This window comes from Streptomyces sp. NPDC101234 (assembly GCF_044767525.1).
GTDB classification, from domain to species: domain Bacteria; phylum Actinomycetota; class Actinomycetes; order Streptomycetales; family Streptomycetaceae; genus Streptomyces; species Streptomyces sasae.
The window spans coordinates 680192-701824 of record NZ_JBIWOA010000001.1; the positions used below are offsets into that span (position 1 = coordinate 680192).

A 21633-nucleotide genomic window follows, 5' to 3' on the forward strand; every position below is an offset into this window, starting at 1 on the left:
TTCTCAGGTGACTACCTCGAAGATCGTCGGTACGGAGGCGGGGGACGCCCGCATCACCTGGTACGAGGCGGAGCGGGCGCGGCTGGTGCTCGCCGTCGGCCATGGCGCGGGCGGCGGGATCGAGGCCCGTGACCTCCAGGGGATCGCCGCCGTCCTTCCCGCCCACGGAGTGAGCGTCGCGCTCGTCGAGCAGCCCTGGCGGGTCGCCGGGAAGAAGCTCGCACCCGCGCCGAAGACGCTCGACGTGGGCTGGCGCGGGGTGTGGCCGGCGCTCACCGCGAAGGGCCTGCCGGTGGTGTCCGGCGGGCGCAGTGCCGGGGCCCGGGTCGCCTGCCGTACGGCGACGGAGCTGGGGGCCGCGGCCGTACTCGCCCTGAGCTTTCCGCTGCACCCGCCGGGCAAGCCGGAGAAGTCCCGCGCCGAGGAGCTGCTGGGGGCCGGCGTGCCCACGCTGGTCGTGCAGGGCGGGAACGACCCGTTCGGGAGACCGGCCGAGTTCCCGGAGGGGGAGTACGGGCTCGTCGAGGTGCCGGGCGCCGATCATGGCTTCGCGGTACCCAAACGGGCGGACATCGGGCCGGAACAGGTAGTGACGATCATCACGGACGCGGTCGTCGGGTGGGCCACGTCACTCGGGTAACGCCCGGGAATGTTGAGTGACGGACCACTGTTGAGGCGGACAGAAGTGCTGGGACACCAGCGCCTACGCCGTAGGAGAGGAAGTCCGCCGCATGGGTTCGACCATCTGCCCTCCCGTCGCCCGCCGCCACCCCGTGGACGGGCTTCGCCCGGCAGAGTCTGATTCGAGCCGCGACAGCCGCATTGACCTGGACTGGTCGGTGCTGCATGCGGCGAAGACCGCTCCTATTCGAGCGGCGGCAGGGACGGGTCGTGTTCTATCCTCCGATTCGAGTGGGATCGGTTTCGGTCCTGCCCTGGAACTTGAGGAGGTGGGTCCGGTCACTGGGACCGACGCAGGGACCGACAACGGCCAGGCGGAGCAGCCCGAGGGCCCGGGCGTGGGTGCGGAGTCGTCTGCGGAGCGCACCGCGCGCTTCGAACGGGACGCGCTCGAATTCCTCGACCAGATGTATTCGGCCGCGCTGCGCATGACGCGCAACCCGGCCGACGCCGAGGACCTGGTACAGGAGACCTACGCCAAGGCGTACGCGTCCTTCCACCAGTTCCGCGAGGGCACCAACCTCAAGGCCTGGCTGTATCGCATTCTCACCAACACCTTCATCAACTCGTACCGCAAGAAGCAGCGCGAACCCCAGCGCTCCGCGGCCGAGGAGATCGAGGACTGGCAGCTCGCCCGCGCCGAGTCGCACATGTCGACGGGCTTGCGCTCCGCGGAGTCGCAGGCGCTCGACCATCTGCCCGACTCGGACGTCAAGGAAGCGCTGCAGGCGATTCCCGAGGAATTCCGCATCGCCGTCTACCTCGCTGACGTAGAGGGCTTTGCGTACAAGGAGATCGCAGACATCATGGGGACCCCCATCGGTACGGTGATGTCCCGGCTGCACCGTGGCCGGCGCCAGCTGCGCGGCATGCTGGAGGACTACGCCCGTGAGCGCGGGCTCGTCCCGGCCGGCGCCGGAGAGTCGAACGAAGCGAAAGGCTCGGGCTCATGAGCTGCGGAGAGCCGCACGAGACGGACTGCAGTGAGGTACTCGATCATCTCTACGAGTTCCTCGACAGTGAGATGCCGGACGTCGATCGCGTCAAGTTCAGGCAGCACTTCGACGAGTGCTCCCCCTGCCTGGAGAAGTACGGGCTGGAGCAGGCCGTGAAGAAGCTGGTCAAGCGGTGCTGCGGGCATGACGACGTACCGAGCGACCTGCGGGCCAAGGTGCTGGGACGGCTCGACCTGATCCGCTCCGGGCAGACGGTCCCGGAGCACGACGTGGCCGCCGCCCCCGTCACTCCGCAGGAGAGCTGAACTCCGCAGGAGAGCCGAGCGCTTCCCCGCCGGGCGTCGCCACCCCGGTGACCCTTCACCCGAACGTGCTAATCCTCCGGTCATAACCTCCCGGGCCCTCCGGCTGCCGCCCTAGGCTCCGGAGCCTGGACGGGCACGGTCGGGGGAACGGTCGGGGGAGGGGCGTGATGGAGGCGGTTCCGGCACGGGTACGCGCCTACGTGGCCTGTGTCGCCCTGAGCGCCCTGACCTGTCTGCTGCCGCTCCGGGGCACGCATACGCCGTGGCCGGCGGTGGCTCTCCTCGCCGCGCTGTACGCGGGCGGCGAACACGTTCTGCGCAAACGCCTCGGCGGCACCTTCTACCCGGTGCTGCTCGCCGGGGCGTTTCTGCTGCCGCCGGCCGCCGCCGCGCTCGTACCCCTGCCGGGTGCCCTGCTCTCGCACGTCGAGCAGCGGCCGCAGGCGGTACGGCGGGTGTGGCGGGCCGCCGAACTGGCCCTCGCGGTGTGGGGCGCAGGCTGTGTGCACTGGGTTCTGGGCGGGCGGGACGCGGTGGCGGGCTGCGAGTTCCCGTACGCGCTGCTGCCGTGCGCCGCGGCGGTACTCGCCTTCTGCACGGTCCTCGCCCTCCTCGACGGCGGGATCCTGGCGGTCGCGGTGGGGGCACCCCCCACGCCTTTCGGGCAGCGGGGGAGGGTTCCGGTACGACGGGCCTGGCACGGCCTCCTCGCCCGCTCCCTCGCGCCGATCGGGGTGCACGGGCTGGCCGGGCTGATGATGGCGGTGCTCTGGCGCAGCCCCTACGGTCCCGTCGCCGCGCTTCTCGTGCTGCTGCCGATGTGCGTGTCCTGGTGGGTCTTCGCCCAGTACCACCGGGAACGGGCCGCCCACCAGGCGACCATCCGCGCGCTCGTCCAGGCCGTCGACATCAAGGACGGGTACACCCGTGGGCACAGCGAGCGGGTCGGACAGGCCTCCGTGATGATCGCGCGCGAGCTGGGCATGGACGACGAGCGGGTGGAGGTGCTCCGCTTCGCCGGCATCCTGCACGACGTCGGGAAACTGGGGGTCCCCACGAGGCTGCTCCGCAAGGACGGCCCGCTCACCCCCGAGGAGCGGCGGATCATCGAACTCCACCCCGAGTACGGCCATGAGATGGTGCGCGGGATCTCCTTCCTCGGCGAGGCCCGCGCGGCGATCCTCCACCACCACGAGCGCATCGACGGCAGCGGCTATCCCTACGGACTGGCGGGCGGCCAGATCCCGGAGTCCGCGCGGGTGGTGGCCGTCGCCGACGCCTTCGACGCGATGACCTCGACGCGCTCCTACAGCCGGGCCCGGCCGGTAGGGGCTGCGGTGGAGGAGTTACGACGCTGCGCCGGGCGCCAGTTCGACGCGGGTGTCGTCGACGCCCTCGTGCGAGCGCTGGGCAGGGAGGGCTGGCACCCCGCGGTCACCGCAGACGTCTGCCCACCCGGCGCACCCGCTTCCGGCCGCCCGACAGGCGACCGCGAGAGCGTCGGCCGGGGCGCCCCGTGATCGCGCTGCGGGGCATCCGGCTCGCTGCTCTCCTCCTTGCCCTCGGCTGTCTCGCCGGCACTCTCTGGGCGGGCCTCGACGACCGTGGTGCCGCCCTTGCCTTCGGGGTGCTCGTCGGTGTCGGGGAATGGGGGCGGTGGACCGGAGCCGAGGTGCGGGAGGCCGCGCCGCTCGGAGCCGCCGGGGGGCTGGCGTACGCCCTGCTGGGGGGCGATGCCGGTGTCGCCACGCACGACGGGGCCTTTCAGGTCGTCACCGTCGTGTGCGCGGCCTCGCTGCTCGGCAGCGTGCCCCATATAGCCAGCGGGCGTCGGCCCACCCTCGACCATCTCGCCCGCCGCGTCCTCACCGTCGGCTTCGCCGCCGTCTGCTTCCAACCCCTCTACAGCAGGGGCGTGTTGGAGCAGTGGGGCGGACCGGCGTACGCGCTGCTGCTCATCGCGCTGCTCGTGCTCACCGCGCTGTGCGACGTCGTGCTGGCGGCAGCACAGGCGCACTCGCGGACCGGGTGGCGGTTCGGGCCGCTGCTGCGGGACGAGCTGCGCGGTCTGCTCGGCATCGGGTCCGCGGTCTGCGCCACCGGCGCGGTGATGGCGCTGGCCGTCGCCGTCGTGGGGCTGTGGGCGCTGCCCGTCTTCTGTCTGCCCCTCCTTCTCACCCAGCTGTCCCTGCGCCGGTACGCGGCCGTCCGGGCCACCTACCGGCAGACCATCGCCTCCCTCGCCCGCGCCACCGAGATAGCGGGGTACACCCCGGCCGGGCACGCCCGCCGGGTCGCCACGCTGAGCCAGGCGGTCGGGCGGGACCTGGGGCTGACAGGAGCGGAGCTCACCGTGCTGGAGTACGCGGCGCTGATGCACGACATCGGCCAGCTCAGCCTGGTCGACCCGGTGCAGGCCGGGGCCACGGCCGTACTGCCGGCGGAGGAGCAGCGGCGGATCGCCCTGCTCGGCGGAGCGGTCGTACGGCAGACCGGGGTGGACGCGGCCGTCGCCGTGGTCGTGGAGCGGCAGGCCGACCCGTACCGGGAGCAGCCGGTCGCCGCGCGGATCGTACGGGTCGTCAACGCGTACGAGGAGAAGTCCCGGGATTCCGGGCCCGGCGGGCCGCTGACCGCGCTGGAGGAGTTACGCCTGGCCACCGCCGGGGACTACGCTCCCGAGGTTGTGGAGTCGCTGGCCCGCGTGCTCTGGAATGAAGGGTGTGGCGCGGAGCGCCTCGGGCAGGGTGGTGGCGGGCGACGGGCGGGACTGTCTGACCTTGCGCGCGGCTGGGTAACCCATGGGTAATGAGCGGCTCTCCCGCCGTACGTGGTTGGATGCGAGGGAGAGGGTGATGTCCGGGGGCACAAGCCAGCCCACTGTGCGGAAATGGAACTGGCAGGCGGGAATCGTGAGGATCTTCGGCAAGGGACGGCACCGGCCCTCCGCCTCCTGGCGGCAGGCCACCGACCGCGCGTTCACGCTGATCGGTGACGGCCGGTACGAGGACGCGGGCGAGCTGCTGACACGCGCCGCCGATCTGGAACCCTGGCTGTCCGAGTCCTGGTTCAACCTCGCCCTGCTGCACAAGTTCCGGCACGACTGGGAGCAGGCGCGCGCCGCGGGGCTGCGGGCGGTGGCCCTCCTCGACCGGGAGACCGGGGCGCCCGACTGGTGGAACGTGGGTATCGCGGCGACCGCGCTGCAGGACTGGCCGCTGGCCCGGCGGGCCTGGCAGGCGTACGGGCTGCGGGTACCGGGCGGCGCCACCGCGTCCGCCGAGCCGGACGGCATGGACCTCGGCAGTGCCGCCGTACGGCTCTCCCCGGAGGGGGAGGCCGAGGTGGTGTGGGGGCGGCGGCTGGACCCCGCCCGTATCGAGGTGCAGTCCATTCCGCTGCCCTCGTCCGGGCGGCGCTGGGGCGAGGTCGTACTCCACGACGGCGTGCCGCACGGGGAGCGGACCACGGCGACCGGGCACGCGTACCCCGTCTTCGACGAGATCGAGCTGTGGGCTCCGTCGCCGGTGCCGACATGGGTGGTGCTGCTGGAGGCGGCGACCGAGGCCGACCGGGACGCGCTGGAGCAGCTGGCCGGGGACGCCGGGTTCGCCGCGGAGGACTGGTCCTCCTCGGTGCGGTTGCTGTGCCGGATGTGCTCCGAGTCGAGGATGCCGTCCGACGAGGGCGACGGGGTGCACCTCGATCCCCACGACCACAGCGAGCCGGGGCATCCCGGGCCGCTCGGGCATCGGACCGACGGGCAGTTGTGGGTGCCGGAGCGGGAGTGCGGGGTGGCTGCGCCGGCCGCGCTGGTGAGGGGGCTGCTGGACGGGTGGGTTGCCGACAGCCCTGACTCCCGGGATTGGCGGGATTTGGAAGAGGTCTGCTGAAGGTCGTGTTTCGGGTGCGGCTGTGTGGGGGCTTGCCGCGCCCACGCGGCGGAGCCGCATATCGGACACAGCCCCGCGCCCCTGGCGGGGCGCGTCCACGTACCCTGTATCAGCAACATCCCCCCTTGCTTTACCTAGGAAGGCTTACCGCGGTCATGGCGCAGCAGGACACCGATCAGCAGCACGCGGGCGTGCTCCCCGTGGACGACGAGGGATTCGTCGTCGACACCGAGGGAACCGAGGAGCGCGAGAACGCCTGGCGTGAGCGGGGGACCTCGCGGCCCGTCACCGTCGTCGGGAACCCGGTGCTCCACAAGGAGTGCAAGGACGTCACCGAGTTCGGCGCGGAGCTGGACCAGCTCGTCGCCGACATGTTCGCGAGCCAGCGGACCGCCGAGGGCGTCGGGCTCGCCGCCAACCAGATCGGCGTCGACCTGAAGGTCTTCATCTACGACTGCCAGGACGACGAGGGCGCCCGGCACGTGGGTGTGGTGTGCAACCCGAAGCTCGTCGACCTGCCTGCCGAGAAGCGGCGGCTGGACGACAGCAACGAGGGATGCCTGTCGGTGCCGGGCGCGTACGCGGCGCTCGCCCGCCCCGACTACGCCGAGGTCACCGGGCAGGACGAGAAGGGCAACCCGATCAAGGTGCGCGGCACCGGCTACTTCGCACGGTGTTTGCAGCACGAGACCGACCACCTGTACGGCTACCTGTACATCGACCGGCTCTCCAAGCGCGAGCGCAAGGACGCGCTTCGCCAGATGGCCGAGAACGAGCCACGCTACCCCGTGGTCGCCAACGACTGAGACGTACAAGGGCCGTTGTGACGCCTGGTCGAGAACGCCTCGACCAGGCGTTCGTCATGTTCGGTCAGGCTCGCTCATCTGTCCGTCGCACATTCGATCCTTTGTGCGCCCCTAGCGATCCCCAACCAGTCACGCAAGGGGAGATTCTCGGCAATGTGGGGTAGTGAGTGAAGCAAATCCGTTCCCAGACCGGTCAGTTGTGGTGCTGAATGGAAGTGCGGGGATACACAACGGCGCACGCCCGGCATCGCGGGAGGGGCGTGCGCTCCTGGCGGCTGAGAGGGGTTTGTTCGTGCATGCTTTCCCACACAGCACCACATCGACGCCGACGGCGCTCGCGGTTCCACCACAACTCGCCCTGCCGTTGATCGAGGACGGGTTTCCCCGGCAACTGCATCCGTATTGGCCACAGCTCCAGGAGAACACCCGCCTCTGGCTGCTGGAAAAACGGCTGATGCCGGCGGACAAGGTGCAGGAATATGCCGACGGCCTTTGCTACACCGACCTGATGGCCGGGTACTACCTGGGCGCCTCCGAGGAGGTGATCCAGGCGATATGCGACTACAGCGCCTGGTTCTTCGTCTGGGACGACCGGCACGACCGTGACGTCGTGCACGGCCGGACCGGGGACTGGCGGCGGCTGCGGTTCCGGCTGCACGCGGCCCTCGACGCCCCCCTGCACCATCTGCGCCACCCGGACATCCTGGTGGCCGGGTTCGCGGACAGCGTCGCGCGGCTGTACTCGTTCCTGCCGGAGACCTGGAACCAGCGGTTCGCCGGGCACTTCCACCAGGTGATCGAGGCGTACGACCGCGAGTTCCGCAATCGCACGAAGGGATATGTTCCCAAGGTCGACGAGTACCTCGCCCTGCGGCGCCTCACCTTCGCCCACTGGATATGGACGGACCTGCTGGAACCGAGTGCCGGGACCGAACTCCCGGACTCCGTGCGGAAACACCCGGCATACCGTCGTCCGGCGCTGCTCAGCCAGGAATTCGCGGCCTGGTACAACGACCTCTGCTCGCTGCCGAAGGAAATGGCGGGCGACGAGGTGCACAATCTCGGAATCAGTCTCGTCACCCACGAGGGAATGAGCCTGGAACAGGCGGTCGAAGAAATCAGGCGACGCGTCGAGGAATGCATTCACGAATTCCTGGTCGCCGAGCAGGACGCCCTTCGGCTCGCCGAGCAACTCGATGACGGCACCGTACACGGAAAGGAACTCGGTGTCGCGGTCCTGGCCTGTGTCGCCAATATGCGGAACTGGTTCAGTTCCGTCTACTGGTTCCACCATGAATCCGGCCGATACATGGTCGACAGCTGGGACGACCGGTCCACGCCCCCGTACGTCGACAACGAAGCGGCAGGTGAGAAATGACCGTCGAGTCCGTGAAGCCCGCGACCGCGGAGACTTCCGAACCGAGTGATCCGACCGAAGCGACCGATCCGACCGAAGCGACCGAAGCGACCGAAGCCACCGAGCTGCGTGTACCGCCCCTGGCCGGCGGCGGGGTGCCGGTGCTCGGTCACGGCTGGAAGCTGGTCCGTGACCCGCTGGCCTTCATGTCCCGGCTGCGCGAGCACGGCGACATGGTGCGGCTGCGCCTCGGCCCCAAGGAGGTGTACGCCGTCACCACCCCGGCGCTCACCGGGGCCCTCGCCCTCAACCCGGACTTCATCATCGCCGGCCCGCTGTGGGAGTCCCTGGAGGGACTGCTCGGCAAGGAAGGCGTGGCCACCGCCAACGGCCCCCGCCACCGGCGCCAGCGCCGCACGATCCAGCCCGCGTTCAACCTGTCCGCGATCCCCGGCTACGGGCCGGTCATGGAGGAGGAGGCGCATGCGCTGACCGAGCGCTGGCGGCCCGGCGAGACGATCGACTGCACCTCCGAGTCCTTCCGGGTCGCCGTCCGTATCGCCGCCCGCTGCCTGCTGCGCGGCGAGTACATGGACGAGCGCGCGGAGCGGCTCAGCGTCGATCTCGCGAGCGTCTTCCGCGGTATGTACCGCCGGATGGTCGTACCGCTGGGCCCGCTCTACCGGCTGCCGCTGCCCGCCAACCGTGAATTCAACCGGGCACTGGCCGATTTGCATCTCCTCGTCGACGAGATCGTCGCCGAGCGCCGGTCATCTGGTCAAAAGCCGGACGATTTGCTGACGGCATTGCTCGCGGCGAAGGACGAGAATGGCGACCCCATCGGGGAACAGGAGATCCACGACCAGGTCGTCGCGATACTCACCCCCGGCAGCGAAACAGTCGCCTCCACGATCATGTGGTTGCTCCAGGTGCTCGCCGAACATCCGGAACACGCCGAGAAGGTACGGGCCGAGGTCGAATCCGTGACGGGCGGTCAACCGGTTGGTTTTGAGCACGTGCGGCGGCTCACGCACACCAACAATGTCGTCGTCGAGGCGATGCGTCTGCGTCCCGCCGTATGGATATTGACGCGGCGCGCCAAGACCGACACCGAGCTCGGCGGCTATCGCATTCCGGCGGGCGCCGACATCGTCTACAGCCCCTACGCCATCCAGCGCGACCCGCACTCGTACACCGGGCACCTCGACTTCGACCCGGACCGCTGGCTGCCGGAACGGGCCAAGGACGTGCCGAAGCACGCCATGAGCCCCTTCAGCGTCGGTAACCGCAAGTGCCCCAGTGACCACTTCTCGATGACCCAACTGAGCCTGATCACGGCGGCGTTGTGTGCCAAGTACCGCTTCGAACAGGTATCCGGGTCGGACGACGTGACCCGGGTGGGAATCACCCTGCGCCCCCAGCGCCTGCTGCTGACGCCTGCGCCCTGGTGACGGCCTCCTGATACCGGCGCGCGCTCAGGCGGCCTGTGGCCCCCGGAACGTGCGCCGGTAGGAGTTCGGTGTGGTGCCCAGCGCCTTCACGAACTGGTGCCGCAGCGCGGCCGCCGTACCGAAACCGGTGCGGTCCGCGATGGCGTCCATCGTCTCGTCCGTCCCCTCCAGCAACTCCTGTGCCAGCAGCACCCGTTGCCGAAGGACCCAGCGGTACGGCGTGGTGCCGGTCTCCTGCTGGAAGCGGCGGGCGAAGGTGCGCGGCGACATCAGGGCGCGGGCGGCCAGCTGCTCGACGGTGACCTCCTCGTCCAGATGCTCCGTCATCCAGGCCAGCACCCCGCCCACCGTGTCGCAGGGGCCCGCCGGCAGCGGGCGCTCGATGTACTGGGCCTGTCCGCCGTCCCGGTGCGGGGGCACCACCATCCGGCGGGCGATCTTCGCGGCGACCTCCGGCCCCTGGGTCTTGCGCACGATGTGCAGACAGGCGTCGATGCCGGCGGCGGTGCCGGCCGAGGTGATCACCGGGTCCTCGTCGACGTACAGCACGTCGGGCTCGACCCGGGTGCGCGGGAAGCGGCGGGCCAGCTGCTGCGCGTGCCGCCAGTGCGCCGCGCACCGCCGCCCGTCCAGCAGCCCGGCCGCGCCGAGCACGAAGACTCCGGAGCAGACGCTGAGCACCCGGGCGCCCCGGTCCACCGCCCGGCGAAGGGCGGCGAGCAACTCAGGGGGATACTCCCGGGCGATGTTGGAGTCGGAGGCCGGGACCGCGATCAGATCGGCCTCGTCGAGGCGGTCGAGGCCGTACGGCGTGGAGACGGTGAGGCCGGGCACATGGGTGCCGAGCGCCGCTCCCTCCGCCGAGACCACGGCGAAGTCGTACACCGGCAGCCCCTCGTCGGAGCGGTCGAGGCCGAAGACCTCGCAGACCACTCCGAGTTCGAAGGGGTGCACACCGTCCAGGAGCACTGTCGCCACGTTCTTCAGCATCCTGCCAGTCTGCCTCGGCTCTGGCGGTTATTCGAGGGTGTACGGCAGTCCTGCCACTCACGGTCAGGCCTGTCCGGAGCCACAGTGGTGTCCATGAATGGAAACCAGATCGAAGGTCTCGTCGGAATGGTCCTGGTCCTCGGGATCCTCGTCCTCATGGCCCTCCCCTCCGTGCTCGGCGTGCTGCGCGACCGGCGCCTCGACCGGCAGATCAGGGAAGCGCGGCAGCTCAGGGAGGCGCGGCGGACCGAGGGAGCCGGGCGCGGCCGGAAGACCGAACACCGCAGGACGTCCGTGATCGCTTAGCCTTCCCTGGCACGCGCACGACAAGGGGAGGACCATGCGAGGCAGAACGGCCTGGGCCGCGGCCGGCGGGGCGGCGGCCCTGCTGCTGACGACGGCGACCGGAGCGCACGCGGAGGGGCGGGGCGACATCCGGGTGGTGAAGACGGTCGTCAACAACGGCGGCAATGTCATCGTGGGCACGTCGAAGACCATCCGGTACCCGGTCGACATCACCGTCAGGGACAACTCCGGGGTGAAGAAGCTGACGGATGTCTTCACCTTCAACAAGACGAACGGCTACACCTTCGCGACCTGGGACGGCGACTCGTCCTGCACGAAGAAGAGCACGACCACCTCGGTGTGCCGGGCGACGCTGACCATCGACCCCGCCTGGATCGCAGACAGCGACACCATCGACAGCAACAGGGTCGCCGGTGTCTGGCGGATCGACGCCACCGTCAAGGCGAACGACGGCGACTACTGGATCTCCGACCACATCGCCGAGTACAAGGTCAAGCGAGCCGCCCGGCTCACCACGGTGATCGCGCCCGAGAAGGCCGCCAAGGGTGCCGCGGTGACCGTCACCGGCAAGCTGTCGCGGGCCAACTGGGAGGACCGGAAGTACCACGGGTTCCCCGGGCAGCAGGTCAGGCTCCAGTTCAGGAAGAAGGGCGCCGCCCAGTACGGCACGGTGCGGACCGTGACGACGGACGGCGCCGGAAAGCTGAGCACCAGGGTGACCGTCACCTCGGCGGGCAGCTGGCGCTGGTACTTCCCCGGCACGACGACCACCTCGATGCGGGTGTCGGCCGGGGACGCACTCGACCTGAAGTAGCCGGCCCAGGGCGGCTCAGAAGTCCTCGTCGAGGTCGACGGTGCCCTCCACCGCCACCTGGTACGCGGACGGGCGCCGCTCGAAGAAGTTGGTCAGCTCCTGGACGCCCTGCAGCTCCATGAAGGAGAAGGGGTTCTCCGAGCCGTACACCGGAGCGAAGCCGAGGCGGCCGAGCCGCTGGTCGGCGACGCACTCCAGGTACTGGCGCATCGACTCGGTGTTCATGCCCGGCAGACCGTCACCGCACAGGTCACGGGCGAACTGCAGCTCCGCCTCGACGGCCTCCCGCAGCATGTCGGTGACCTGCTGCCGGAGTTCGTCGTCGAAGAGCTCCGGCTCCTCCTTGCGGACCGTGTCCACGACGTCGAACGCGAAGCTCATGTGCATCGTCTCGTCACGGAACACCCAGTTGGTGCCCGTGGCGAGACCGTGCAGCAGACCCCGGCTGCGGAACCAGTAGACGTACGCGAAGGCGCCGTAGAAGAACAGGCCCTCGATGCACGCGGCGAAGCAGATCAGGTTGAGCAGGAAGCGGCGGCGGTCGGCCTTGGACTCCAGCCGGTCCAGGTTGTCCACCGAGTCCATCCACCGGAAGCAGAACTCGGCCTTCTCCCGGATGGAGGGGATGCTCTCGACCGCCGCGAAGGCCGCCGTCCGGTCCTCCGGGTCGGGGAGGTAGGTGTCCAGCAGGGTCAGATAGAACTGGACGTGGACGGCCTCCTCGAAGAGCTGCCGGCTCAGGTAGAGGCGCGCCTCCGGGGAGTTGATGTGCTTGTACAGCGTCAGCACCAGGTTGTTCGCGACGATCGAGTCGCCCGTCGCGAAGAACGCCACCAGACGGCCGATGAGGTGCTGCTCGGCCGGCGTGAGCCTGGCGAGGTCGGCGACGTCCGAGTGGAGGTCGACCTCCTCCACGGTCCAGGTGTTCTTGATGGCGTCCCGGTAGCGCTCGTAGAAGTCCGGGTAGCGCATGGGGCGCAGAGTCAGCTCGAAGCCCGGGTCGAGCAGGTTTTTGGACGTCACAGCCTTGTTCTCGCTGGTCATTACTGGCAGGCCTCGCAGGACTCGGGGTTCTCAAGGGAGCAGGCGACGGCGTCTTCGGGGGTCGTCTGCTGGACGGGGATGGTGGCCTGGGCCTGGGCGGCGCGGGCGATACGGGTCGCCGGACGCGAGCGCAGGTAGTACGTCGTCTTCAGGCCCGACTTCCAGGCGTACGCGTACATCGAGGAGAGCTTGCCGATCGTCGGCGTCTCCAGGAAGAGGTTCAGGGACTGGGCCTGGTCCAGGTACGGGGTCCGGGCGGCGGCCATGTCGATCAGACCGCGCTGCGGGATCTCCCACGCCGTGCGGTAGAGCCGTCGTACGTCCTCGGGGATCCACACGAAGTCCTGCACCGAGCCGTTCGCCTCGCGCAGCGCCTCACGGGTGCGGGCGTCCCACACGCCGAGGTCCTTGAGGTCCTGCACCAGGTAGGAGTTGACCTGGAGGAACTCACCGGAGAGCGTCTCGCGCTTGAAGAGGTTGGAGACCTGCGGCTCGATGCACTCGTACACGCCCGCGATGGACGCGATGGTGGCGGTGGGCGCGATGGCGAGGAGCAGGCTGTTGCGCAGGCCGGTGGTCGCGATCCGCGCACGCAGCGCCGCCCACCGCTCGGGCCAGGTGAACTCGACGCCGTAGTGGTCGGGGTGCAGCACACCCTGCGCGGTACGGGTCTTCTCCCAGGCCGGCAGCGGGCCGTTGCGCTCGGCGAGGTCGGCGGAGGCCTCGTACGCGACGAGCATGATCCGCTCGGCGATCCGGGTGGAGAGCGCCTTCGCCTCCGCCGAGTCGAAGGGCAGCCGCAGCTTGAAGAAGACGTCCTGGAGGCCCATCGCGCCGAGGCCGACGGGACGCCACTTGGCGTTGGAACGGCCGGCCTGCTCGGTCGGGTAGAAGTTGATGTCGACGACCCGGTCGAGGAAGGTGACGGCGGTGCGGACGGTCTCGTCCAGCCGCTCCCAGTCGATGTCCCCGCCGGTCACGAAGGCTCCCAGGTTCACCGACCCCAGGTTGCAGACCGCCGTCTCGCCGTCGTCCGTGACCTCCAGGATCTCCGTGCAGAGGTTGGAGGAGTGGACGACATGGCCGGGGACGGCCGTCTGGTTCGCGGTGCGGTTGGCCGCGTCCTTGAAGGTCATCCAGCCGTTGCCGGTCTGCGCGAGGGTGCGCATCATCCGGCCGTACAGGTCACGGGCCGGGACCGTCTTGCGCGCGAGTCCGTCGGCCTCGGCCTTGCGGTAGGCCGCGTCGAACTCCTCGCCCCACAGGTCCACCAGCTCCGGGACATCGGCGGGGGAGAAGAGGGACCACTGCCCGTCGGCGTTCACCCGGCGCATGAACTCGTCCGGGATCCAGTGCGCGAGGTTCAGGTTGTGCGTACGGCGGGCGTCCTCACCCGTGTTGTCGCGCAGCTCCAGGAACTCCTCGAGGTCGGAGTGCCAGGTCTCCAGGTAGACCGCGGCCGCGCCCTTGCGCCGACCGCCCTGGTTCACCGCGGCGACCGAGGCGTCCAGGGTCTTCAGGAACGGCACGATGCCGTTGGAGTGTCCGTTGGTGCCGCGGATCAGCGAACCCCGGCTGCGGATCCGGGAGTACGACAGACCGATGCCGCCGGCGTGCTTGGAGAGGCGGGCGACCTGGTGGTAGCGGTCGTAGATGGAGTCCAGCTCGTCCTTCGGGGAGTCGAGGAGGTAGCAGGACGACATCTGGGGGTGCCGGGTGCCGGAGTTGAAGAGGGTGGGGGAGGAGGGGAGGTAGTCGAGGCGGCTCATCAGGCGGTAGAGCGCGGTGACTTCGTCCAGTGCGCGCGCGGTGTCGTCCTCGGCGAGACCGGCGGCCACCCGGAGCATGAAGTGCTGGGGCGTCTCGATCACGCGCCGGGTGATCGGATGCCGGAGCAGGTAGCGGCTGTGGAGCGTGCGGAGCCCGAAGTAGCCGAAGCGGTCGTCGGCGTCCGGGTCGACGAGGGCGTCCAGGCGGGCCGCGTGCAGCCGTACGAACTCGGCGGTCCGGTCGGCGATGAGCCCCTCCCGGTGCCCCACCGCCACGGACTCGGTGAAGGACGTCACGCCCTGCGAGGTGGCCTCGGCGCGGACGGAGACCGTGAGCAGACGGGCGGCCAGCCGCGAGTAGGCGGGGTCCTCCGAGATCAGGCCGGCGGCCGCCTCCGTGGCCAGCTCGCGCAACTCCGCTTCGTCGGCCCGCGCGGACCGGCCGCGCAGCGCGGCGGCGGCGACCCGGCCGGGGTCGGCGTCGGGGAGGTCGGCGGTCAGCTCGGTCAGGGTCCGCAGCAGCGCGGTTCCGGGACCGTCCTCTTCCACGGAGATGGTCGCTGAAACCGGGTCGGCTGGCGCGATGGTCACGTGGGGCTCTCCCTCGCTCGGCACAGGGCCTGGCGGAGGGCAGGAGGCAGCACACGGGCGAGCGCACGCGTGTCGCGTCCCCGGCCCACTCCACGAGGCCCGGACGTCAGAACACCCGGGCCGGATGGCCGGATGTGCTGTCGGCAGGTCCTCGGACTGACTCCTGCGCACAGATGTGCGCAAGTACACCGTTGCGGGACAGTTCCGGATTCGCACCGGATTCCCCTGTGGTGACAGCGAGCATGAGCATACATCTAGTGCCGGGCTGTCGTGTCACCCCCAGATGTTGTGTCGCGGTGGTGTCAGAGCGTCAGCTCGTAGGTGAGGAGAGTGATGTCGTCCAGCTCCGGCAGCGGATTCCAGTCCCGCTCGGGTGTGCGGACGAAGCCCAGCCGTTCGTAGATCCGGTGGGCGGCGAGCATGGTGCGCTGTGTGGAGAGCACGACGCGGAAGCAACCCGTGGTGGCACGGGCCCGCTCGACACAGGCACGTACGAGTGCCTCGCCGGCGCCCTGGCCCCGGGCCGCGCGGTCGACCGCGAGCATCCGGATCTCGGCCTCCCCGGGGCGCGCGATGTCGGCCATGGGACCACCGGCGGGGACGAAGGTGACTCCGCCGAGGAGACTGCCGTTCCGTACGGCCACGAGTATGTCGGCCGCGGCCGCCCGCCCGGCCACGTCTCTCAGCTCGCCCAGGTAGCTGTCGCTCTCCCCGAAGTCGAGAAGGCCGTCCCGGAGGTAGGCCTGAGCGGTGATCTCGCCGAGGGCTTCGTACTCGGCGGGGTCGGCCGGCCGGATCCTGATGTCCATGCCGCCGAGTCTGCCGGAGGCCCCCACTGCCCAGCCACGGTGTTTCCGCCGTGGTGCGGCCGGGTTGCGGGCAGCGGTGGGAGTGATTCCATGGAACTAGGTGTGGTCGCCCCCTCGGTTCCTTGGCCCCGAGCACAGATCTCGGAAGGAATTCGCCATGACGAGGGTCGTCCGTCACCCGCCCGGCAAGGAGCGGCCGCGCTCCGCGCAGATGGCGACACTTGGTCCGAGACGCGCGGGCAGCCGGGCCGGATGCCGACTCGCCCGCCACTGGCACTCCCTGATGATCCGTCTGGAGGCCCGCCGGGGGACCGCCCGCCCCAAGAAGTGGCGCAGATGGGCCTCCTACGCCAATGTCACCAGGCTGATCTGGCTGGTCGCCGTGCTCACGCTGCTCGCGTGGATCATCGAGGGCCTGTACATCGTGGGCGTGCACCACACCACCGAGTTCGAGCACTGGCGGGAGAAGAGCAAGGCGTTCGACATCGTCTTCAAGTTCGTCGGTCCGATACTCGCCGCTTCGATCGCCGCCGCGCTCTTCCTGTTCTGGTGGTACCGCTGGACCAAACGGCGTTACCTCACCAAGGCACTGCGGGACCCCGGCGGACTGGTGCCCACCGCCGGGCCCGACACCGCCGAGATCGTGGGCCGGGAGGAGATCGCCCAGGTCATCGCCGAGCGGCTGCGGGAGCGCGACACCCGTCGGCCGTATCTGCTCGTCGGCGGGGTCGGCGCGGGGAAGACCGCCGTCCTCGTACGGCTCACCGAACTCCTGGCCTGCCAGCACGCCGTACCGGTCCCGATCCGGCTGCGGGACGCGGGCGACGGAGCCGACCTGAACTTCGAACACCTGGCCAAGCGGCGCTTCACCGACGAGGCGCCCAAGGGCATCCTGGCGCGCAGCAAGACCGACCGGGTCTGGCAACAACTCCTCGCCGACGACAAGCCGGTCGTCCTCGCCGACGGGCTGGAAGAGGCCCTTCTGGACGACGGTCAGCAGCAGAACCGGGACAACGTCATCCGCCGGGCCATCGAACGTGCCCACGAGGAGAAGCTTCCGCTGGTCATCGCATCCCGTCCGCACAGTCCGCTGGAGAGCACCTCCGCCGCGATCGTCGAGCTGGAGCCGCTCGGCGAGGCGGCGGCGCTGCGCTTCGTCGAAGCGGGCGTACCGGACTCCGACGAGCGTCGGCTCGGCTGGATCGTGGAGACGGCGGAGGTGACCGATTCACCCATCTACCTCCACATCGCCCGTGAACTCCACCGGCGCGGAGCCCTGGAGCAGGATCGCCCGGGCGACGATCCGCGGCACCTGAACGGCCGTGGCCGTGATCGCGCCGCCCTGCGGCTGTGGCTGCTGGACACCTGGGCCGAGGCGCTGTGCGAGGGGAAACTGCGCGAGGACGTCGCGCTGACCCCGCAGGAGCGCCGCGACGCCCTCGAAGCGGTCTCGGCGCTGGCCTGCGCCGGACTGCTCCAGGACAAGCTGGAGGTGGACTTCGCCGAACTGCTCGACCCGGAGGTCCTCCACCCCGGACCGGCGCGGCGTGCCCGGGCGCGGGCGGAGCACATGTGGACCGGCCATGCCTTCGACCGGTACGGGAAGCGCGGGAACGTCCTCTCCCAGTGGGACCGGCAACACATCTGGGGCGTGCTGTGCCAGCGGCTCAGCGACGAGGAACGCAGACGGCTGAGCGAGGGGAACATGGACCAGTGCCAGGCCGGCCTCGCCCGCCTCACGGCCCATGCGAGCAAGCTCAAGCTGGTGGAGGGCTTCGGGCACCGGGTCCGCTTCCCGCACAGCATCATCCAGGCGTACTTCGGCTGTCGTGTGCTGAGCCGGCTGGGGGAGCGGGGTGCCGGCGAACTGGTCGAGCAGGCACTGCAGCCGCCCGGTCCCAGCCGGGAGCTGCTCATCGCCCTGGTGCTGCTGTCCCGTGCGCGATCGGCGGGCCTCGCGGGGAAGGAGGAGGGCGGGATCCGGGCCGACATACGCAGGGAGATCGCCGAACTGGTCCGGCAGGCACCCGTGCGGGGCCGCACTCCGGCCCACCGCCTGAGCGCGGCCGCGAGCCGTCGTACGGACGACCCGAAGGCCCTCGACCTCTACGCGGCGGCTCTGGAGATCGAGAGCGGGGAGGAGGATCCGAGACGGCTGGGTGACATCGTCGCCGCGGTGCGCGAGAGCTGGCCCGGCGTCAAGGGCGACCGGCGCACCCTGAGGGACGCGAAGCGGAGGTTGATCAAGCAGCTCGGAGCCGCGCTGCGGAAGGTCGGCGACCGGATCGACACCACCCCGCTGTACTGGGAGCTCGTCCTGCTGGGCATCGAAGAACCCTCCTACTCCATCCGGTTGGCCGTCGCCCAGGAGATCGGAGCCGGCGGCAACGCGGCGTTCGCCGTGATCCGCGAGCGGGTGGGCCTGAACAGCGATCCCGTGGAGGAGTACAACAACCGTCTCGAGAGCCTGAGGGCCTGGAAGAGGCGGGAGTACGAGACGTGGGCCGAGCGTATGGGGCGGGCGAGATCGGCCGGAGCGTCCGGGCGGGCCGCGTCGTCCGAGCACATCCGGCGGCTGCAGCACGACCGGCTGGAGCTCAACCGGCGTTACCGTCAGCGGCGGGTGGCTCTCTTCAGGGAGTTCGTGATGCGGGCCTGGACGCTCCCGATGCTCCTGGGCTCGGTCGACGAGGTCCACCGCGACGAGGCCCGGGAACGGCTCGCCAAGTGGTTGCGCCACCTGGACCCGAAGTACACCGGCGGTACCCCCGACCTGCCGCTGCCCCTGGAGGCGGCGCTGGCCCAGGGCTTCAAGTACGCGGCCAACCGACGCCAACGGCACCCCCACACCTACCCGGGCGGTCGCATCGACCTGATCCGCCAGGCGGAGACCGTGCTGCAGCAGTCCCGGTGCTGGTACGCGCAACTCAGCCTGCTCCAGGCACTGTGCCTGTGGGAGCTCGCGGACATGGCCGCCGGCTGCGACCGCCAGGGGTACGCCACGCCGGGGCGGAACGGCGGCCCTGCCGGCGGGTCCCGGCCGGTGCAGCAGCGCGGTGGGGCCACCGCCGTACAGACGGTGGAGCGCTGGCTGTCCATGGCGGGCACGGAGAGCGCGGCGCCGGGACAGCCCGGGGAGAACGGCGATCAGGTCCGGCGCCGCCTGCATCCGTTCGTGGCCGAGACGGGTGATCTGGTGGCCCTCGCGCTGGAGACAGGACAGCCCGAGCGGTTCCTGTGGATCGACGAGAAGGGTGTCGCCGACAACATCGGTGCCCGCGCCGAGCACTCCGGGGGTTACCGCAAGGACAACCTGTGGATCCCGCCGTCGGTCGGCTGGAGCACCCTCGACCCGCGGGCCCAACACCTCGTCGCCGACGTACTGGTCATGCTCAACCTCATCGAACGCGACGGGCATCCGGACGAGGTCGAGGAACGGATGGCCCGCGCGGAGCAGCTCGGTACGCCGCTGCCGCCGTGCATCCGCACGAACCGGGAGCCCCTGCGTCCCGGACTGCGGATCGGCACAGCCACCCCGCCCGCACCCGGATCCGCCTGTCCGCCCGACTGCAGGTTCCGGCTCTGCCCGTACCCTCCCCGGGGCTGGTTGCCCCGGGGAGAGATCCGCGAGCCGTTCTGCCGCCAGCAGCAGGCCCTGCTGCCGGGCCGGGTACGCCGCTGGTTCCCCCGGCTCCTGCGCCGCAGGACACCGCCCTGGGTACGCATGCGCGTCCGCGAACTGGACCGTTTCTGGGACGCGATGGCCGGGCGTACGCGCGACTAGAACGTCACGTGTGCACCCGGCCGGGCCTGCTCGGTCAGTGCACCGAGTCCGCGGTGGCCGGCGGGAGTTCCACCTGGACCCCGGGGTCGCCCGCGTCCGCCGTGTAGTCCGCCGGGCTGGTCTCGTCCACGCCCTCAGGGGCCTTCAGCGCCTTCAGGACGAAGGTCAGGACCACCGTCACCACCACGTTCATCACGAACGCCGTCAGGCCGATGTAGCCGATCTCGCCGATGCCCGGGATCTCCTTGGCGCTGCCGCCGAAGTGTTTCTGGGTGGGCGAGGCGACACCGTACGCCGCGACCGTGCCGTAGACCATGCCGACCGCCCAGCCGGCCAGCAGGGCCCAGCGGTGGAACCAGCGGGTGAACAGGCCGCCCACCAGCGACGGGAAGGTCTGCAGGATCCAGATGCCGCCCAGGAGCTGGAAGTTGATGGCGACCGTCTTGTCCATGGTGAGGACGAAGACCAGCGCGCCCACCTTCACCAGCAGGGACACGAGCTTGGAGACCTGGGCCTCCTGCTTCGGCGTGGCGTCGGGCTTGATGAAGTCCCGGTAGATGTTGCGGGTGAAGAGGTTCGCGGCCGCGATGGACATGATGGCCGCGGGCACCAGGGCACCGATGCCGATCGCCGCGAAGGCCACGCCCGCGAACCAGTCCGGGAACATGTTCTCGAACAACTGCGGGATCGCCAGCTGGCCGTTGGTGACCTTGACCCCGGCCGCGATCGCCATGAAGCCGAGCAGGGCCAGCAGGCCCAGCATCAGCGAGTACAGCGGCAGGATCGTGGTGTTGCGGCGGATCACGTCACGGCTCTTGGAGGAGAGCGTCGCGGTGATCGAGTGCGGGTACATGAACAGGGCGAGCGCCGAGCCCAACGCCAGCGTGGCGTACGTCCACTGGGCGGGCTCCGCCGGGGCCAGCGTGCCGCGCGGCTTGCCGGTCGCCGGGTTGGTCTGCGCGAACGCGTGGCCCGCCTTGGCGAAGATGTCGTCGAAGCCGCCCAGCTTGATCGGGATGTAGATGATCGCCACGGCGATGACGAGGTAGATCAGCCCGTCCTTCACGAACGCGATCAGGGCGGGGGCACGGAGGCCGGAGGAGTAGGTGTAGGCCGCGAGGACACCGAAGGCGATGAGCAACGGCAGGTCCTTCACGAACCAGTTGGTGCCGTCGCTGCCGCCGACGCCCATCACGTCGAGCACCGCCTGGATGCCCACGAGCTGCAGCGCGATGTATGGCATCGTTGCCAGGATGCCGGTCAGGGCGACGGCGAGCGAGAGCCCCTTGGAGCCGAACCGGCCGCGCACGAAGTCCGAGGTCGTCACGTAGCCGTGCTTGTGGGACACCGACCACAGCCGCGGCAGGAACGTGAAGATCAGCGGGTAGACCAGGATCGTGTACGGCACGGCGAAGAAGCCGGCCGCGCCCGCCGCGTAGATCGCCGCCGGTACGGCGACGAAGGTGTACGCCGTGTAGAGGTCGCCGCCCAGCAGGAACCAGGTGACCCAGGTCCCGAACGACCGGCCGCCCAGGCCCCATTCGTCGAGGCTGTGCTCGTTGTCGGGCTTGCGCCAGCGCGCGGCCAGGAAGCCCATGACCGTGACGGCCAGGAAGAAGAAGACGAAGACGCCGAGCGCGACGCCGTTCACACCGTCCTTCACCGCTGCGCACCCCCGGCCGTGCTCCGGGCCTTGCGGGCGCGCTGGTCACGCTCCCACAGCTGGTACGCGGTCATGGTGAGCGCGGTGGAGATCAGCACCCACAGCATCTGGTACCAGTAGAAGAACGGGATCCCGATGAACACCGGGTCCGTCCTGGCGTACGAGCCCACCCACAGCATCGCCACGAAGGGCGCTATCAGGCAGAGGGCGATGACGACGCGCACAGGCGTCACCACCGCCGCTTTGGTCACATCGGACGCATCTGACATCTCGCGGCTCCGTCCCCTCACCGACCGTACGGCGATCGCCGTTGTTCACCTGTGTAACGCGCAGGCAATCATGGCGAACGCACAAGGTCAGCGGAAGACCTCATCCGCATATCGGTATGTCGATTCGGTGGAGATGCCGGTGAGG

At 70.0% G+C, this 21633-nt stretch carries 18 protein-coding genes and 1 riboswitch; of the genes, 12 read left to right on the top strand and 6 right to left on the bottom strand.

Annotation, left to right across the window (positions count from 1 at the left end; translation table 11 throughout):
- The first annotated feature begins 7 nt into the window (after window positions 1-7).
- The 9 genes from ACIRR9_RS03175 to ACIRR9_RS03215 all read left to right on the top strand — a co-directional run bounded on the left by ACIRR9_RS03175 (window position 8) and on the right by ACIRR9_RS03215 (window position 9449).
- On the top strand, window positions 8-640 hold the full coding sequence (locus ACIRR9_RS03175; protein ID WP_403746953.1) for an alpha/beta family hydrolase: 633 nt from the start codon (window positions 8-10) through the stop codon (window positions 638-640).
- Window positions 641-950: 310 nt separating this feature from the next.
- Window positions 951-1634, top strand: coding sequence for an RNA polymerase sigma factor SigR (gene sigR / locus ACIRR9_RS03180; RefSeq protein WP_403747050.1), 684 nt, complete (start codon window positions 951-953; stop codon window positions 1632-1634).
- Window positions 1631-1942: a mycothiol system anti-sigma-R factor gene (gene rsrA, locus ACIRR9_RS03185; RefSeq protein WP_123974261.1), complete on the top strand. Its 312-nt coding sequence runs from the start codon at window positions 1631-1633 to the stop codon at window positions 1940-1942. Before sigR ends, rsrA begins: the two co-directional genes overlap by 4 nt.
- Window positions 1943-2109: 167 nt before the next feature.
- Entirely contained in the window at window positions 2110-3462 is a 1353-nt protein-coding gene (locus tag ACIRR9_RS03190) for an HD-GYP domain-containing protein (RefSeq protein WP_403746956.1), read from the top strand.
- Window positions 3459-4751 carry an HD-GYP domain-containing protein gene (locus ACIRR9_RS03195; protein ID WP_403746958.1) on the top strand — a complete coding sequence of 431 codons (1293 nt, stop codon included), beginning with the start codon at window positions 3459-3461 and terminating at the stop codon, window positions 4749-4751. The genes ACIRR9_RS03190 and ACIRR9_RS03195 overlap by 4 nt, the downstream gene beginning before the upstream one ends.
- Window positions 4752-4854: 103 nt before the next feature.
- Window positions 4855-5835 (top strand): hypothetical protein, encoded by a 981-nt coding sequence (locus ACIRR9_RS03200; RefSeq protein WP_365350553.1) that lies wholly within the window; start codon window positions 4855-4857, stop codon window positions 5833-5835.
- A 155-nt stretch (window positions 5836-5990) separates the two neighbouring features.
- Window positions 5991-6641, top strand: coding sequence for a peptide deformylase (gene def / locus ACIRR9_RS03205; protein ID WP_365350520.1), 651 nt, complete (start codon window positions 5991-5993; stop codon window positions 6639-6641).
- Between the two features lie 292 nt (window positions 6642-6933).
- A complete protein-coding gene (cyc1, locus tag ACIRR9_RS03210) occupies window positions 6934-8019 on the top strand; it encodes an epi-isozizaene synthase (RefSeq protein WP_403746960.1) in 1086 nt (361 codons plus the stop codon).
- On the top strand, window positions 8016-9449 hold the full coding sequence (locus ACIRR9_RS03215; protein ID WP_403746961.1) for a cytochrome P450: 1434 nt from the start codon (window positions 8016-8018) through the stop codon (window positions 9447-9449). Before cyc1 ends, ACIRR9_RS03215 begins: the two co-directional genes overlap by 4 nt.
- A gap of 24 nt (window positions 9450-9473) precedes the next feature.
- Here the strand turns inward: ACIRR9_RS03215 and ACIRR9_RS03220 are convergent, their stop codons facing one another.
- Complete coding sequence (locus tag ACIRR9_RS03220) at window positions 9474-10439, bottom strand: helix-turn-helix domain-containing protein (RefSeq protein WP_403746963.1); 966 nt, start codon at window positions 10437-10439, stop codon at window positions 9474-9476.
- Between the two features lie 93 nt (window positions 10440-10532).
- On the opposite strand from ACIRR9_RS03220, the gene ACIRR9_RS03225 reads away from it, so the two are divergent.
- Together ACIRR9_RS03225 and ACIRR9_RS03230 are read left to right on the top strand one after the other, a co-directional pair.
- Window positions 10533-10745, top strand: coding sequence for a hypothetical protein (locus ACIRR9_RS03225; RefSeq protein WP_403746965.1), 213 nt, complete (start codon window positions 10533-10535; stop codon window positions 10743-10745).
- Between the two features lie 34 nt (window positions 10746-10779).
- Window positions 10780-11559, top strand: coding sequence for a hypothetical protein (locus ACIRR9_RS03230; protein ID WP_403746966.1), 780 nt, complete (start codon window positions 10780-10782; stop codon window positions 11557-11559).
- 15 nt (window positions 11560-11574) lie between these two features.
- Here ACIRR9_RS03230 and ACIRR9_RS03235 read toward each other — a convergent pair whose 3' ends face one another.
- From ACIRR9_RS03235 to ACIRR9_RS03245, 3 genes are all read right to left on the bottom strand, one after another.
- Complete coding sequence (locus ACIRR9_RS03235; RefSeq protein ID WP_403746968.1) at window positions 11575-12603, bottom strand: ribonucleotide-diphosphate reductase subunit beta; 1029 nt, start codon at window positions 12601-12603, stop codon at window positions 11575-11577.
- Window positions 12603-14963, bottom strand: a complete 2361-nt coding sequence (locus tag ACIRR9_RS03240) for a ribonucleoside-diphosphate reductase subunit alpha (RefSeq protein ID WP_403746969.1) — start codon at window positions 14961-14963, stop codon at window positions 12603-12605. Before ACIRR9_RS03240 ends, ACIRR9_RS03235 begins: the two co-directional genes overlap by 1 nt.
- 124 nt (window positions 14964-15087) lie before the next feature.
- A riboswitch (cobalamin riboswitch) is annotated at window positions 15088-15220 on the bottom strand.
- A gap of 45 nt (window positions 15221-15265) precedes the next feature.
- A complete protein-coding gene (locus tag ACIRR9_RS03245; protein WP_403746971.1) occupies window positions 15266-15772 on the bottom strand; it encodes a GNAT family N-acetyltransferase in 507 nt (168 codons plus the stop codon).
- A gap of 157 nt (window positions 15773-15929) precedes the next feature.
- Between ACIRR9_RS03245 and ACIRR9_RS03250 the strand changes: the two genes are divergently transcribed.
- Window positions 15930-19556 carry an ATP-binding protein gene (locus tag ACIRR9_RS03250; protein ID WP_403746973.1) on the top strand — a complete coding sequence of 1209 codons (3627 nt, stop codon included), beginning with the start codon at window positions 15930-15932 and terminating at the stop codon, window positions 19554-19556.
- A 34-nt stretch (window positions 19557-19590) separates the two neighbouring features.
- On the opposite strand, the gene mctP is transcribed toward ACIRR9_RS03250, so the two are convergent.
- Both mctP and ACIRR9_RS03260 read right to left on the bottom strand, forming a co-directional pair.
- Window positions 19591-21219 (bottom strand): monocarboxylate uptake permease MctP, encoded by a 1629-nt coding sequence (gene mctP, locus ACIRR9_RS03255; RefSeq protein ID WP_403746975.1) that lies wholly within the window; start codon window positions 21217-21219, stop codon window positions 19591-19593.
- The gene (locus tag ACIRR9_RS03260; RefSeq protein WP_403746978.1) at window positions 21216-21488 is read right to left on the bottom strand and encodes a DUF3311 domain-containing protein; all 273 of its coding nucleotides are present in this window, start codon (window positions 21486-21488) and stop codon (window positions 21216-21218) included. Before ACIRR9_RS03260 ends, mctP begins: the two co-directional genes overlap by 4 nt.
- Window positions 21489-21633 lie beyond the last annotated feature (145 nt).